The sequence below is a fragment of the Bacillus sp. AFS037270 genome (assembly GCF_002585305.1).
Genome location: NZ_NUNF01000008.1, coordinates 96,706 through 110,263 on the forward strand (window position 1 = coordinate 96,706; position 13,558 = coordinate 110,263).

Below are 13,558 nucleotides of genomic sequence, written 5' to 3' on the forward strand. Positions count from 1 at the left end.
ATTCGATGACAATTGACTCGAAAAAGCGAGTTGTCATAAAAATTGGGAGCAGCTCACTTACGAGCCGACATGGGGAAATCAGCCGCAGGAAGCTAGAAAAATTAGTCGAAGAAATTGTTCAGTTAAAAGATGAAGGCCATGAGGTTTTATTGGTGTCATCAGGTGCCGTAGCAGCTGGCTACCGTAAACTTGGCTTAAATGAAAAACCGAACACCTTACCGGAAAAACAAGCATCTGCTTCGATTGGACAGAGTTTGTTGATGGAAGTGTACTCAGAGTATTTCCTCTCACACGGTTATGTTGCTTCACAAATTTTAATCACTAGAGATGATTTTTTTAATGAAGATCGCTATAACAATGCCAGAAATACAATCAATCTTTTATTGGACCACGGAATCGTCCCCATCATTAATGAGAACGACACGGTGACTGTGAATCGCATTCGTTTTGGTGATAATGATACCCTTTCTGCCAAAGTTGCCGCACTAATTGATGCGGATATACTCATTATTTTATCTGACATAGATGGGCTTTATGATGGTGATCCCCGTAAACATCTCCATACCAAGCGATTGGAGCATGTTCATGAAATTACCCCTAGTATAGAGGCGGCGGCAGGTGACTCTGGGAGTGCAGTTGGAACCGGTGGAATGAAATCTAAAATGGACGCCTTTAAAATTGCGATGGCATCGGGAATTCCTGCGTTTTTAGGAAAAGCAGGGACACCGAATATTTTACGAGATGCTGTGGTGCAAAAAGCCAAAGGGACCTATTTTACTTCAAACAAGAAATTCATTAGACTAAACTCCAAAAAACAATGGATTGCCTTTCATTCAGGACCGCAAGGAGAAGTGATGGTTGATGAAGCAGGAAAAGTTGTCATTGTCGAGAAAAAGGGATGCTTACAATTGGCTAATATTAAGGATGTAAAAGGACATTTTAACAAGGGTGAGGTTGTTAAAATTTTACATCAAAACGGTAAGGAGATTGGTCTTGGGATCATTAACTATTCCTCTGAGCAATTAGCCGATCCTAAAGGTCTTTCGGAAAAGGAGTCAATGCCTGCGGTCAATAGTAATCATTTGGTTTGTCATCTGGGAGTTTCTACACCAATAAATATTTAATGAAGGGATTGGATGACTATTAGTAGAGACAAGGCAGCGATAAATAGAATAGGGATCTCCCCTCAAAAGCTTATTCCCACGACCCGATGGGGTAGTTCACATTAACGACCGTAAATAGGTCAAGTGAGATAACTAAAGCTATCAAACATAATTTGCCGATCAGTCAACTGTAGGTCTTGTCGCTACTTGAGCGTGCAAGGCCTTTTTTGTAGAAAAATGACCGCTTTACATTTCCATCTAATTAACCATCATAAGGACTAGTTAGAAGAGGATATATTCAAAGGTCGCTGGTGGTCATGTTATTTTGGCAGTTCACACAGTAGGAGAATTATATTCCCTTGCAGAGTCTGGAAAAATTAAAAATTCTTGCCGTTCAATCTTCCGAACGCAATCCACTTTTCCCGGATGTTCCGACAGTGGAGGAGGAAGGCTTTAAAGGATTAACAGTGAAATGGTGGACTGGAATATCGTTTGCAGCTGGAACACTAGATGAAATTGTGAAAAAGTGGGATCAAGCGGTTGCGAAAATGGAAAAAGACGAGAAGTTTATGAAAGAGTTAGAGAAAATTAAATTGGATCCTTCCTATCTAAATTCAAAAGATTTTACGAAAGCAGTGAAGGAAGAAACGGAGAGGTATACGGAATTGGCTGAAAAGACAAGGATACGGAAATAAAGGAAACAAGGGGACGGTTCTCATGCTTCAGAAGCATGAGAACCGTCCCCTTTGCTCTCAACTAATCTCATTCATTCGTTAACTTACTCTTCCGTCTTCCATAGAACAAGTAGATTACGAGTCCAATTACCATCCAGATAACAAAGCGGATCCAGGTAATCGGTGGTAGACTAATAATCAGATAGATTGAAAATCCAATCCCAATCAGAGGGATAACCGGTACAAATGGAGTCCGAAATTTTCTTTCGAGTTCTGGACGTTTTTTCCGCAATACCATAATGGATGAACAAATAAGAATAAAGGCTGACAAAGTGCCTATGTTAACGAGTTCCGCCACTTCACTAATCGGAGTCAATCCTGAAACCAGGGCGGAAATTGCACCAATAATTAATGTTGGTCGATATGGTGTTTTATACTTCGTATGAACTTTTGCGAACCATTTTGGCAGCAACCCGTCACGGCTCATCGAGAACCATATCCGTGATCCCGCGAGCATAAATGAAAACAATACAGATAATATACCGGCAATTGCAGCTACAGAGATAATAAACGTAATCCAATGCAAGCCAACATGACTAAATGCTTTTGCAATAGGTGCAGCATTATTAAGAGTATCATAGTGAGCCATTCCCGTAATCACAAGGGACATGCCAATATATAAGCAAAGTGCAATACCTAATGAAAAAACGACCGCTCTTGGTAAGTCACGCTGCGGATTTTTGGATTCCTCTGCCGCGGTCGTTAGTGTATCATAGCCGAATACAGCAAAGAAGACTAGGGCAGCACCACCCATGACACCGTGAAAGCCAAAAGGCATAAAGGGATGCCAGTTAGCGGGTTCTATATAGAATGCACCAACCACGATTACAACAAGTACGATACTTAATTTAATAATAACCATTAGATTATTAAATCGTGCGCCCCATTCCATCCCAAGCGTAAGTAGTCCGGCAATGGCCAAACTGATGATCATGGAAATCAAGTCAACTCTATGACCAGCACCTGTTCCTGGTGCACCCTGCGCCCACACTGGCAAATGAATGCCAATCTGAGTCAAGATTTCTTGCATATACCCTGACCAGCCTATCGCCACAACGGCAATGACTAAGGTATACTCGAGAAGCAAATCCCAGCCAATCAGCCAGGCGGCTCCTTCTCCTAATACTGCATAACTATACGTATAGGCACTGCCTGCGACCGGGATTAAGCCGGCAAACTCTGCATAACATAAAGCGGCGGCAGCACTGGCCAGACCAGCGATCATAAATGATAAAATAACAGCAGGTCCCGCATGCTCAGCAGCAGCTACCCCGGTAAGCACGAAAATCCCAACTCCGATTATGCCGCCTAAACCAATCGCCGTAAGCTGCCAGAGTCCCAGTACGCGCTTAAGACCGGAGTTCTCAGTACTTTCATTTTGTAGTTCATCAATTGACTTTTTCCTTAAAAAAGGATTCATAGTTGCCTCCTTATTTCTCTTTCGAAAGTAACAACCTAGTTTGCAGAAAGAGGTTTTGGGTTTAAATCACCCTATGTTCTCCAAAAAGTATTTATACAACAATAACTTAAAACTAATGATTTTGTAAACAGAATGTAATCGTAAACTATTATTTCCAGTAAAAACCACAAGACATTTGTAAACGCTTCCATTATAATAAAAAGTAACTAATAGGAGAGGGGATACAACCAATGGAACTTTTAATCGAACAATGTGAACATAACCAGTCTGAAGAACCATGTGAAAAGTGTACTCCGAAAACTGAAAGGGAAGAAAGTATCGATACTTCAGAATATGATTATCATAAAAGACTGTGGTTTTAATAGTTTGGGTGATTTAATTTATTAACATTCCATCATATGAAAAATTAGGGAGAACGGTCATTTTGGCCGTTCTTTTGTATTGGGATAACAGATCAACCAATTAAAAATTCCTAGCCAAGCTTCTTCCTGCTGGAAGCGAGCCTGGCCAAGAATTATTTCATATCTTTATCTGCATTCTCATACTTTTCATTGTGCATGTGGTCAACGTATTCATCTGAAAGCTCGCCGACATGTAGCATTTCTTCGCCTTCGTCTAAAACATATCCTGTATCAAAGAAATCGGTTGGGACAGTAAAATCAATTAATAGCTCTCCGGATTTGCTGTAAATACTGGCAAATAAATTGCTGGGAGCTTCCTTCATTTTAAGAAGGTCTTTTAAGGTTACATTTTTGTTATTAATGCTAAATTTAACATTAACCTCATATAAATTAATGGTTTGGTTCAAAATTTCTACCAACTCATTCAATTCTGCATCGGAAAGTTCTGATGTATCTGCCACATCATAAAATTTTTCCATTTGTGAATCCAGAATGGTCATCTGGTCTAATTGGTTCTTGTTGTTCTCCTCGACAAGAGACAAATAATTAAAGAACTTCTCTGTCTCTTCCTCTGTAATGCCCAACCTTGCAAGCTCTGTTTCAACGTCGGCCATATAATTATCATGGTTCACATAGAAGTCAAGCGATGCATCCAAATCCTCGATAAACTTATATTCAGTCAAGGAGTCTCCGAAATGATCCAACAAATCGTTAAGTTCTTTTTCAGTTAAATCATAATTCGTTAATAACTCCTGTAAGTTTTTCGAGTTAATCGGGGTGCCCATGATCATTTTTAAATCTTCCACTGTGCTGAAATCATCTAAAGGGATTTCATAATAGGCTAAGTAATCAAGTAATTCCTGTTTTGTCCACCCGAGTTCGGTTAAATATTGATTTATTTCGTTTTCAGGAGGAGCAGCTTTTGCTGCTGGTAAATTAAACAGGAAGGGGAATGAAAGCAAGCATACCAACAAGGCTTTTATATAGAACATTGGTTACCTCCTTTATCTGTGATGCAATAGTATTTTTCCCTGTAATTAAGATATTAAGAATGAAAATTATTACCTATAGGAAGAAGAAATATGAATAAAACTACTGCGAAAGAAAATACTATGAGTAAAAAATTTGGAGTGTGTGCTCCCATGGGGTTTGCTTTTTATTTCTTTGTGTCTTGGCTGATCACCGTTATTTTTACGTTAATGAAAAAGAGGCTTTCATTTATAGAAAATTCATTTGTTTATTTGCTGATACTGATTATAAGTATAAATTTCTCGTGGATTATTTCTGCAGAGTTAAGACTAGTCACACTTTCTATGCATCCGTTAGATTATACAGCTTTTATGATTCACAGAAGCATCGGAATTCCGTTTATTCACGTTGTTACTCTCAATTTGATTAAGGGAGTAAATTCAATTGGAAAATCCTTATTAATTGCAGTTTGTTCAATAGTAATACTAGTTATGTTGGTGAAATTGGGAGCTGTTTTAGATATTACTCATCGGGTAAAATGGAATATCATCAATGACTTTATATACTTTGCTTTCCTTCAACTTATTGCCTTTTATTCCTTAAAATTTTTTCGGAAATCTAACCAAAGTGAGGAGATTAGCCGATGAGAATGTGGGAGAGTTTTGATAAAAATGAAATTTCTCTATTGATCATTTTGATAGTAGCGTATATAGCCTATTTTCTATTTCATAGAAGAGTTAACCCACAAATTAGAAAACTGGGTTTACTTTGGGGAATAACGATAGGGATTTTATTTGATTTCACCATCGGTGGAGGATTACTTGACTACTATAGAATCAATGACTCAAACCATTATGAAGTGGCTGATGTTTTTTATTATCTAGACTTTGGACCTTTTGGATTTTTCTTTTTTTATTTCTATGAAACCTTTCACATACATAAAAAGACATTTATTTATTACACAGTGGCTTGGGCCATAATCGGAGTAGCTGCTCAGTGGCTGTTCACTTCGCTTGATATTATTACACTTCAAAAAGGCTATCATTTAGCTTATTCGTTCCCTATTTTTTTAGTTGTACAAACTGCTACAGGTGCTTTTATTGAACAAGTTAAGAAAAGAGAACAAATTTTGGTGAAAAGTTAATTTTTAATTGAAACAGATAAAAAAAGAGCTGCCAATGGCAGCTCTTTAATTTAGAGCAGTTATGCGCTGACTTTATGTTTGACGTCACCAGTTTCTTTTTTAGAGATTTTTCTAAAGAAAGGTACCACCCAGCGGTCTAAACCAATTCTACCAGCATTATAGCCAGCTGTTAGAATGATGAAGCCTAAGAAGATGTCTCTTGGGTTATGAGATACAGTTCCCGCTAAGAAGAAAGAGAAGTTCATCACTAGACCAAAGAACATGGCAGTAGTTGTTAAGCATCCAAGAATTAAGCCTAAACCGATTAAAGTTTCTCCAACAGGTACAATGACGTTGAAGATGTCAACGTTTGGCAGAGCAATGTGCTTTAAGAAGTCAACATACCAGCCAAAAACGACTGCACCGTCTGGGCCTTTTACTGGATTTGCTATCGCTCCTTTTAAGAATCCAGAAGCATCAAATCCGCCGCTAGTTAATTTTCCAATTCCTGCTGTGATCCAAGAGTAACCAAGATATAAGCGTAAAACAGTTAGGATAACTGCTGCTATTTTATTTTCTCTTAAAAATTTGTTAAACATAAATGATTCCGCCCTTCTTTTTTTGTTTTTGTTCTTTATGGTTATAATATATACCTTTTGAAGGTATATAACATGGATATGTGAATAAATTCACAATTTGTTAAAAATGATTTGACGGAAATTTGAACGAAACTTTTGAAATACAAACGATGACAGACCAACCCCAAAAAAAGAGGGGCAGCCTGTTTCCGAATAATCTATTAACCTTATAAATTCCTAAAAGGATTTGTTCGATGTTTTCATTTATTTTATAAATAGTTAGAGAAGTTGCTTCTAGAACTGTGGAAATAATGTTTTCACAAAAATTTCCTTTGTGTTTATTAATATTATTTCGAAAATCTCCTAACAATAATAAAAAATAGCAAAATGGGGGGGATTTGCATTGGGTGGTCCGTTAGAAAGGGATCAGGTCATTCTGATTGTAACGTCTCTAATTATTGGGACATTGGCACGTATAATCACAATTAAAGAAGATTTCCGACAGTATCCAAGTTATCCTAATGGTTACTTAATCCATTTAGTATTAGGTTTTGTTGCAGCAGCTTTAGGAGCTGTCGCGATCCCCGCATTAATGACGAAAAACTTTATTGCGGTGACATTTTTAACCTTAGCCATCCAGCAATTTAGAGATGTTAGAAAATCTGAAAGGGAAAGTTTGAAAGACTTAGAAAACACCGAATTTGCCTATCGAGGTGACGCTTATATTGATGGGATTTCAAAAACCTTTGAGTCCAGAAATTATTTTTCCCTGCTTGTTGCTTTAGGTTGCGCTATTACCATTCAACTTGTCGATAGTAAATCAAGCTTAATCAATATTATTTCCGGAGCCATCGTTGGTTTTATTCTAATTTATGTCTTGAAACGTTTTTCAAAAGGAAAAACAATTGGTGATATTTCTGAGGTAAAAGAAGGAAAAATTGAAGTCAAGAATCATGAACTGTTTGTGGACGGAATTTATGTCACAAATCTGCTAGGCACTGAAAATGCCTCAAAGTTGTTTCAAGAGGAAGGTAGAGCGGTGGTCATCTATCCAAAGCAAGAGCATTTTCGTGTCACCCTTGAGAACTTTGGCCAAAGGCAGGCAGCGCTATTTGAAGCGACAAAAACATTAGGTGTAAAGCGATATCATTTTACCCGGCGAGATTTTAATAATGGCCGAGTGGTGATCGCTTTAGTGCCGATTATAAATGAAATTGATGGGTTAATAGAAGTAGTAAAGAAAACACCGCTTCTTGAAAGCAGTAAGAAAAGTCCTGCTGTCATGAAATCGAATATGGTGGGGAGGGAATAACGGTGGGACGCGAAGCTGGTACCAAAGTGAATTATGATGTCCTCGCTCTTGTGACGCTGAATAAGGATCGAATCTTGGGGGGGAAACAACTGACCCTGTTGGCTAGTGATGAAGAAGAGCAAAAAACGATGACAGCTGACATTGCTAAAGCACTGAAGGCGGATGTGGTGAAGATGACGTCAGGCGATTATTTGATTATAAGAGGATAAGAAATGATTAAAGCCTTTATCTTGTAATTTAAGATAAAGGCTTTATTATGAATACATAAGTTAGACAAGACACTTATAGGCAGATTAAAAATTTATTTAGGGGGAGAGAACATGATTTTGGAGGCCGCCATGCTTCAAGTAAAGGAAGGTATGGAAGTGGAATTTGAGGGATCATTCAGGCAAGCATCGGAAATTATTTCTTCTATGAAGGGATACATCTCTCACGAATTACAGCGTTGTATAGAAGTTGAGGGCAAGTATTTACTTTTGGTTAAGTGGGAAACGTTAGAAGATCATACAGTAGGATTTCGGGAGTCAAAAGAATATCAAGAATGGAAAAAACTATTACATCATTTTTATGATCCATTTCCAACCGTTGAACATTTTGATCAAATCCGCCTTTAATCTCATAACAGATTAATAATATAATAGGTTAATATTTCCAACATTTTGTGTTAAAATCAACCTAATTCTTTTAATGAGGTGAGTTAGGTTGAGTCGAGCTGAGCAGAGTATGAAATTAGAGTTGGAACGAATTGTCTTTATCGGACGAACATTTGAAGAGTATATAGATATGTTTTCTCTTTCAAATGAAGAACTTAAGGGAAAGAAAATATTAGATTGTCCAGCAGGAGCCTGTTCTTTTACAGCAGTTGGGAGTAAAAACGGTTTGAATGTAACAGCTTGTGACATCGCCTATTATTATTCCGTTGATGACTTGAAAAATAAGGGCCTTCAAGACATTGAACACGCAATGGAGCAGATGGAAAAATCAAAGAGGAATTATAATTGGAATTACTTCAAAGATGTCAAAGACCTTATGAAACATCGTTTATCCGCACTAAACGATTATATAAACGATATGAAGAAATCCAGTGAAAGCTACGTTCCAGTAACATTACCTTATTTACCGTTTAACGATGAAGAATTTGATTTATTATTATCAGCACACTTTCTATTTATGTATGCAGACCGGTTAGATTATAAATTTCATCTAAAAACGCTAGATGAGTTATTGAGAGTCACTAAAGAGGAAATTCGCCTATTTCCGTTAGTGGATTTAGAAGGTAAACGTTATGAACATTTAGATAAAGTAATAGAATATCTTACTATGCAAGGCTGCGTTGTTGATGAAGTGAAGGTACCCTATGAATTTCAAAAAAATGCTAACTCGATGTTAAAAATTATTAAAAGCTCGAAATAAAATTTTTTATAAATTGTATTTAGAAATTGAGGTGATTTTGTGATTTTAGTTAGCTCGTGTTTAGCCGGTTTAGAAGTTAGGTACAATGGGAGTCATTGTCTTGATGAGAAAATACACGAATTGATTGAGAAGAAACAGGCTATAACAGTTTGTCCAGAATTGCTCGGGGGTTTATCAACCCCAAGAGAACCAGCAGAGATCATTGGCGGTAACGGCGGAGACGTGCTAGATGGGAAGGCTAAAGTCGTGAATCAATCAGGCATGGATGTAACTGAACAATTTGTGAAAGGGGCCTATGTTACTCTAAGAAGTGCCCAAGAACTTAATGCAACAGTGGTCATCCTGAAGGAAAATAGCCCGTCTTGTGGAAGTTCGATGATTTATAATGGAGAATTTAAAGGTGAGAAAATCATTGGGGAAGGGGTAACTGCTGCTCTGCTAAGAAGAAATGATATTGAAGTGGTTTCTGAGAAAAATCTAGCTGAAATTCTAGGTGAAAAAATGTAATTTATTTGTACTTTTTCGCCTAGAGGTGTAATCCCTTAAGGGTTTTCGCTTAATTTTGCAGCAGTAAGCCAATGTAGACCTTTCTACATTGGCTTTTGCGATGATTTACTACTAAGAAGTCTACGTAGAATATCCTGCCTCATTTTCCCTACTTTTGTCGAGGTATGATATATCCATTAGTAACCTTATCAAATCCAATATGCGGATAGTATTCCATGGCAATTGGGGAGGCCAGCAGCAATAGGGTTACTTCTTCACCAATCCGTTCTTGTACTAAACGAACCAATTCCCTGCCAATACCCCGATTTTGATACTCCTGATCAACCGCTAAATCAGATAAATAACAACAGTAACTGAAATCCGTAATCGCTCTTGCAATTCCTACAAGTTTATCCTCATCCCAAGCTGAAATTAGAATATCGGCATTTTCAATCATTTTTTCTAGACGAGGTAAATCTTCATATGGTCTTTTTAGTCCTGACAGTTTAAACACACTTGATAATTCTTCAGCTTTGATTTTTGCATTCACTTTATAGTTTAGATCTGACATTTTTATCCAACCCTTCAACTTTTATATTTTTGATTATAATTAAAAGCTGATATGCCCAAAAGGGTCAGTTATAATATATTTAACCATGCCAGTGACTGAAAAGGAGAGCACGGATGATTGAAATCACCTTAGTTTTAGAGAAAAAAAGTGGAGAACCGTTATATCTGCAACTCTATCAATATTTTAAACAAGAAATACAAAGTGGAAGAATTGGATATGGTGTCATGCTTCCACCGAAACGGAAACTAGCTCAACATCTTGGAGTGAGTCAAAATACAGTGGAAACGGCGTACCAACAATTATTAGCAGAAGGGTACGTCGAGAGTATGCCGCGAAAGGGGATCTTTGTAAAAGAAATACAACAGGATCTAATAATAACCCCTAACATAGTCTCAACCACCAGTAAAAAGGTTCATAAACAGGAAAGTGATTCGTATCTTGTTGATTTTAGCCATGGACGAATTGCCTTAGAACATTTTCCCTATACCATTTGGAGAAGGCTTACTATTCAAAGTCTTTATGAAGAACAAAGTTCATTTTTCTTAAATGGTGAGTGTCTAGGGGAATACCCGCTTCGGAAAGAAATTGCGAAATATTTATATCAATCAAGAGGAGCAAGGTGTGTACCAGAACAAATTATTGTAGGGGCAGGAACGCAATATTTAATTGGGTTATTAACGATGATTATTGGGAGAGATGCTATTTTTTCAATGGAAGAACCAGGCTATCATCGAACAAGGGAGGCCTTTAAGGACCAAGGTGTTTCCTTGATACCCATCCCTCTGGATGATGATGGAATTAGCATGAAACATTTAACCAATAGTCACGCACAAATAACCTATGTAACCCCCTCTCACCAATTTCCAATTGGAATGGTCATGCCCATTACGAGAAGAATGGAATTATTAAAATGGGCGGAGGGAAACGGCAGATACATTATTGAAGACGATTATGACGGAGAATTCCGCTATAAAGGAAAACCGATTCCCTCTTTGCAAGGATTAGACCCTAACGATAAAGTGATTTATTTAGGCACATTTTCAAAATCGTTGATTCCCTCGATTCGGATTAACTATATGGTGTTACCACAAACCTTACTTCAAAAGTATAACGATCACTTTTCCCTTTATAAGCAGACAGTTTCTCGTTTGCATCAGCATACACTATGGCAGTTTATGAAAGAGGGACATTGGGAGAGACATCTAAATAAGATGAGAACGGTATACCGTAAAAGGCAACATACATTGATCAGTTCCATAAAGAGGTATTTGGGCGGACAAGCCACAATTATTGGTGATGATTCAGGTTTGCACATATTGTTACGTATTCAAAATGCTATGTCGGAAAAACAATTAATTGAAAGTGCTAAGGAGTTTAAAGTGAAAGTCTATCCAACTTCTGTTTATTTTCAGCAGGCTATGACAGACAAAAGTCCTATGATTCTATTGGGCTTTGGCGGGTTAACGGAGAGTGAAATAGAACAAGGTATCCAATTATTGAAAAAGGCCTGGAAATTAAGATAACCTCCAAGCCTTTTTTTACTCTTTCAATTTTTGAAGTTCATTAACGGTAATGAATTTATACCCTTGTTTAGATAGGGATTGTAATATACCTTGAATGGTTTTCAATTCTTCGCCCGTTTGATCGTACATGGGATGGATCAAGATAATGGATCCAGGTGTTACATTCTTCTTTACAAAATTGACCTTATCTAATGTAGCGGAGTAGTAAGTATCTGGTTCGATATTCCAAGTGATGGTATCTCTATTATGTTTAGATAAGTAATAAGGTAAGCCAAAAAGTTTTTTACCATTCGGAGGCCGGAAATCAATTTCATCTTTATAGCCTGCATTTCGAATGAGTTTATCCGTTTTTTCTATTTCCGCTTTAATATAAGAAGGGGATTTAAAAATCATCCGCTGATGGGAAAAAGTATGATTTCCAACTTGATGCCCTGCATCTACAATATTTTTTGCTTCATCCGGATTTTTTTCAATCTCATTACCAATTAAGAAAAAGGTCGCTTTTGCATTGTATTGGTCTAACAGTGGAAGGATTTTGTCGATATTATTTGTTGGCCCATCATCAAAGGTTAAAGCGACGACCTTTTGATTGGTTTTCACCTGATCCGCTAGTCCCCCGAAGAGCTGGAAGGTTCTTGAATTCATTAACTTATAAGTGCAGAATAATAGCAGGAAAACCAACAGAACACCAGTTCCAATCCATATTAATTTCTTTTTCATACATAATCCCTTTCTTATTACTGATATTTATTCGAGGAAAAGGTCTGAATTTATTTGATAATCCTAATGCTTCGTTGAGATACCAAAAATTTGTGTAATCTTATAGTATTTAGAGATTTTACTACAATAATTTCTGGTTCCCCTTTTATAGCTGTGCCTTTTGTAAAAAGCTGCTTCCTTCTAGAAAATACTCTTCGCATTCGCTGGCAGCTGTCTAATGTGTTGAAGGTATTGAGTCATATTGATATCGTCTTGATCTTGATAGGTGAATAATAACTGGTCCGCTACTTCTTTCGCTAAAGCTCTAAATAAATTACATGTGACAAAGATGGAATCCCAAAAGTGCTCATAGTCATAATCGGAATACGTCTGTTCATACATTCGCCAATAAGATTCAGGCAGGTATTGTTTAAAGTACTTTCCCATCTTGCCTGGCGATACTTGAAAATCATGGTTCGTACCTATCCACCACTCAGCCATTTTATCTAATCTGGGTCTGATATACATTTCAAACATCTGTTTTGCGTAAGGTAATTCATCACGCCAGATTCCTTTTGCCACGTTTTGCAGACACCACCAAAAGTCATTACAGTAATTCAGAAAGCCTTGCTCGCTAGGCTTTTTAGTCCAATAATCTTGGTCTGAAGGGGCAGGGATACTGGGAAGGATGTTGTCTTTATCCAAAAGGGGTTTCGTTAAGGAATCATTCTTATAGTTCTCTAACATTCTTTCCTTTGTTTCAATGTGTAAATCGACCCGATTTCCGTCTTGGAACAGCATTAAATAGCCATACGACTTATCAAAGTCCACTTCCTTGCCTGCAAGCTGGTCCATTCTATCGGGTTCTTGAATCATGATTAATTCTCCAAAAATATCAATCCAGTTAACCTCGTTAATGAAAGAAGCTGTTTCGGTCACCACAAAGACAATATCATAATCCTGAAAAATATCCTTTGGAGCATTTGGATTGGTCCGTGAGCCATTCATATATACGGCTCGTATTCGCTGGTTCTTTTTTGCGATGCCCATCATTAACTCATACATTTCTTTTTCCGTTCGCATGTATTTCACCTCGTCATCTACTTAATCACTATTTCTATTTTTAAAGTGAAAAGTCCTCTTAATTTTTTTACACTGTGATCAAAGTCTCAATTTTCTCAAAAAAATTTTAACAAAAAATGTAATCGTTATCAGCCTTGTTATGA

General features: G+C 37.3%; 17 protein-coding genes. 11 read left to right on the forward strand and 6 right to left on the reverse strand.

Annotated features, from left to right (window positions below; all coding sequences use genetic code 11):
- Positions 1–5: 5 nt before the first annotated feature.
- Both proB and COD92_RS03695 read left to right on the forward strand, forming a co-directional pair.
- Positions 6–1,124 carry a glutamate 5-kinase gene (gene proB, locus COD92_RS03690; protein ID WP_098527169.1) on the forward strand — a complete coding sequence of 373 codons (1,119 nt, stop codon included), beginning with the start codon at positions 6–8 and terminating at the stop codon, positions 1,122–1,124.
- A gap of 338 nt (positions 1,125–1,462) precedes the next feature.
- Complete coding sequence (locus COD92_RS03695) at positions 1,463–1,798, forward strand: tripartite tricarboxylate transporter substrate-binding protein (protein ID WP_176541016.1); 336 nt, start codon at positions 1,463–1,465, stop codon at positions 1,796–1,798.
- 67 nt (positions 1,799–1,865) lie between these two features.
- On the opposite strand, the gene COD92_RS03700 is transcribed toward COD92_RS03695, so the two are convergent.
- Complete coding sequence (locus COD92_RS03700) at positions 1,866–3,257, reverse strand: amino acid permease (protein WP_098527171.1); 1,392 nt, start codon at positions 3,255–3,257, stop codon at positions 1,866–1,868.
- Between the two features lie 230 nt (positions 3,258–3,487).
- Between COD92_RS03700 and COD92_RS32640 the strand changes: the two genes are divergently transcribed.
- Entirely contained in the window at positions 3,488–3,619 is a 132-nt protein-coding gene (locus COD92_RS32640; RefSeq protein WP_255295239.1) for a hypothetical protein, read from the forward strand.
- Between the two features lie 152 nt (positions 3,620–3,771).
- On the opposite strand, the gene COD92_RS03705 is transcribed toward COD92_RS32640, so the two are convergent.
- Complete coding sequence (locus COD92_RS03705; RefSeq protein ID WP_098527172.1) at positions 3,772–4,650, reverse strand: processed acidic surface protein; 879 nt, start codon at positions 4,648–4,650, stop codon at positions 3,772–3,774.
- A 90-nt stretch (positions 4,651–4,740) separates the two neighbouring features.
- On the opposite strand from COD92_RS03705, the gene COD92_RS03710 reads away from it, so the two are divergent.
- A complete protein-coding gene (locus COD92_RS03710; protein WP_255286483.1) occupies positions 4,741–5,274 on the forward strand; it encodes a hypothetical protein in 534 nt (177 codons plus the stop codon).
- Positions 5,271–5,771, forward strand: coding sequence for a hypothetical protein (locus COD92_RS03715; protein WP_098527173.1), 501 nt, complete (start codon positions 5,271–5,273; stop codon positions 5,769–5,771). The genes COD92_RS03710 and COD92_RS03715 overlap by 4 nt, the downstream gene beginning before the upstream one ends.
- Positions 5,772–5,830: 59 nt before the next feature.
- Here COD92_RS03715 and COD92_RS03720 read toward each other — a convergent pair whose 3' ends face one another.
- On the reverse strand, positions 5,831–6,349 hold the full coding sequence (locus COD92_RS03720; protein WP_098995902.1) for a DoxX family protein: 519 nt from the start codon (positions 6,347–6,349) through the stop codon (positions 5,831–5,833).
- 382 nt (positions 6,350–6,731) lie between these two features.
- On the opposite strand from COD92_RS03720, the gene COD92_RS03725 reads away from it, so the two are divergent.
- The 5 genes from COD92_RS03725 to COD92_RS03745 all read left to right on the forward strand — a co-directional run bounded on the left by COD92_RS03725 (position 6,732) and on the right by COD92_RS03745 (position 9,560).
- Complete coding sequence (locus COD92_RS03725; protein WP_098533531.1) at positions 6,732–7,640, forward strand: YIEGIA family protein; 909 nt, start codon at positions 6,732–6,734, stop codon at positions 7,638–7,640.
- Between the two features lie 2 nt (positions 7,641–7,642).
- Positions 7,643–7,849 (forward strand): capping complex subunit for YIEGIA, encoded by a 207-nt coding sequence (locus COD92_RS03730; protein WP_098533533.1) that lies wholly within the window; start codon positions 7,643–7,645, stop codon positions 7,847–7,849.
- A gap of 111 nt (positions 7,850–7,960) precedes the next feature.
- Positions 7,961–8,254 (forward strand): antibiotic biosynthesis monooxygenase family protein, encoded by a 294-nt coding sequence (locus COD92_RS03735; RefSeq protein WP_098533535.1) that lies wholly within the window; start codon positions 7,961–7,963, stop codon positions 8,252–8,254.
- An 88-nt stretch (positions 8,255–8,342) separates the two neighbouring features.
- Positions 8,343–9,053, forward strand: a complete 711-nt coding sequence (locus COD92_RS03740; RefSeq protein WP_098533537.1) for a class I SAM-dependent methyltransferase — start codon at positions 8,343–8,345, stop codon at positions 9,051–9,053.
- A 39-nt stretch (positions 9,054–9,092) separates the two neighbouring features.
- Complete coding sequence (locus tag COD92_RS03745) at positions 9,093–9,560, forward strand: 2-thiouracil desulfurase family protein (RefSeq protein WP_098533539.1); 468 nt, start codon at positions 9,093–9,095, stop codon at positions 9,558–9,560.
- Positions 9,561–9,708: 148 nt separating this feature from the next.
- Here the strand turns inward: COD92_RS03745 and COD92_RS03750 are convergent, their stop codons facing one another.
- A complete protein-coding gene (locus tag COD92_RS03750) occupies positions 9,709–10,110 on the reverse strand; it encodes a GNAT family N-acetyltransferase (RefSeq protein ID WP_098533541.1) in 402 nt (133 codons plus the stop codon).
- A 113-nt stretch (positions 10,111–10,223) separates the two neighbouring features.
- Here COD92_RS03750 and pdxR point away from each other — a divergent pair, with 113 nt between their 5' ends.
- Positions 10,224–11,633 carry a MocR-like pyridoxine biosynthesis transcription factor PdxR gene (pdxR, locus tag COD92_RS03755; protein ID WP_098533543.1) on the forward strand — a complete coding sequence of 470 codons (1,410 nt, stop codon included), beginning with the start codon at positions 10,224–10,226 and terminating at the stop codon, positions 11,631–11,633.
- Positions 11,634–11,648: 15 nt separating this feature from the next.
- On the opposite strand, the gene COD92_RS03760 is transcribed toward pdxR, so the two are convergent.
- Positions 11,649–12,353, reverse strand: a complete 705-nt coding sequence (locus COD92_RS03760) for a polysaccharide deacetylase family protein (protein ID WP_098533545.1) — start codon at positions 12,351–12,353, stop codon at positions 11,649–11,651.
- A 180-nt stretch (positions 12,354–12,533) separates the two neighbouring features.
- A complete protein-coding gene (locus tag COD92_RS03765; RefSeq protein WP_098533547.1) occupies positions 12,534–13,415 on the reverse strand; it encodes an aminoglycoside 6-adenylyltransferase in 882 nt (293 codons plus the stop codon).
- Positions 13,416–13,558 lie beyond the last annotated feature (143 nt).

Excerpts from the sequence above, each read along its gene's own strand:
- COD92_RS03760 (WP_098533545.1), bottom strand. The coding sequence starts at position 12,353 with ATGAAAAAGAAATTAATATGGATTGGAACTGGTGTTCTGTTGGTTTTC.
- proB (WP_098527169.1), top strand. The coding sequence starts at position 6 with ATGACAATTGACTCGAAAAAGCGAGTTGTCATAAAAATTGGGAGCAGC.
- COD92_RS03735 (WP_098533535.1), top strand. The coding sequence starts at position 7,961 with ATGATTTTGGAGGCCGCCATGCTTCAAGTAAAGGAAGGTATGGAAGTG.
- COD92_RS03715 (WP_098527173.1), top strand. The coding sequence starts at position 5,271 with ATGAGAATGTGGGAGAGTTTTGATAAAAATGAAATTTCTCTATTGATC.
- COD92_RS03710 (WP_255286483.1), top strand. The coding sequence starts at position 4,741 with ATGAATAAAACTACTGCGAAAGAAAATACTATGAGTAAAAAATTTGGA.
- COD92_RS03765 (WP_098533547.1), bottom strand. The coding sequence starts at position 13,415 with ATGCGAACGGAAAAAGAAATGTATGAGTTAATGATGGGCATCGCAAAA.
- COD92_RS32640 (WP_255295239.1), top strand. The coding sequence starts at position 3,488 with ATGGAACTTTTAATCGAACAATGTGAACATAACCAGTCTGAAGAACCA.
- COD92_RS03750 (WP_098533541.1), bottom strand. The coding sequence starts at position 10,110 with ATGTCAGATCTAAACTATAAAGTGAATGCAAAAATCAAAGCTGAAGAA.
- COD92_RS03700 (WP_098527171.1), bottom strand. The coding sequence starts at position 3,257 with ATGAATCCTTTTTTAAGGAAAAAGTCAATTGATGAACTACAAAATGAA.
- COD92_RS03705 (WP_098527172.1), bottom strand. The coding sequence starts at position 4,650 with ATGTTCTATATAAAAGCCTTGTTGGTATGCTTGCTTTCATTCCCCTTC.
- pdxR (WP_098533543.1), top strand. The coding sequence starts at position 10,224 with ATGATTGAAATCACCTTAGTTTTAGAGAAAAAAAGTGGAGAACCGTTA.
- COD92_RS03720 (WP_098995902.1), bottom strand. The coding sequence starts at position 6,349 with ATGTTTAACAAATTTTTAAGAGAAAATAAAATAGCAGCAGTTATCCTA.